This is a genomic window from Bartonella sp. CR127HXZ, assembly GCF_042194555.1.
Lineage (GTDB): Bacteria > Pseudomonadota > Alphaproteobacteria > Rhizobiales > Rhizobiaceae > Bartonella > Bartonella grahamii.
The window spans coordinates 1-506 of record NZ_JBHIMZ010000104.1 but is presented as its reverse complement, the minus strand read 5'-3'; the positions used below and the strand labels follow the sequence as shown (position 1 = coordinate 506).

At 32.0% G+C, this 506-nt stretch carries 1 protein-coding gene; it reads left to right on the top strand.

Features of this window, described 5'->3' with window-relative positions; all coding sequences use genetic code 11:
* On the top strand, positions 1–316 hold a 316-nt coding region (locus tag ACFIKY_RS09375; RefSeq protein WP_375661771.1), incomplete at its 5' end, for a TrbI/VirB10 family protein.
* Positions 317–506 lie beyond the last annotated feature (190 nt).

The window sequence follows — 506 nt, the reverse complement described above, 5'->3', positions numbered from 1 at the left end:
GGATAAGGTTCATAATCATTATTTAAAAATTTTTGGTAATGCTTTTTTACTTTCTGTCATTTCGGGAGCTTCACAATTGTCTCAAAAAACACATAAGACAGGTAATGATGATAGTAAAACAGAGACAGCAAAAGAAACGTTAGCGGCAGAGCTTGGTAGACAATGGGGCGAAGTCGGTATTGAAATGACACGTAAAAATTTAGGTATTCAGCCAACACTAATTATTCGTCCTGGTTATACTTTCAATGTCATGGTAACAAAAGATATTATTTTACCTGCTTGGAAAGGTCATCCAATGGCGGCACGTCCTTATTAATTTTAAAAAAAACAGCTTTAATTCTTAGTAGAGATTTTTGGGAAATTCTCATGCTACTTATTTTAGATTGAAAAAACAATTTTGTGTAAAGAAACCACAAGCATTTTAATTGATCATATTCAAATATTAAATTAAATATGGATAAGGGGGGAAAATTGGGAAATCAATCTACACATACACCCAAAAGAAA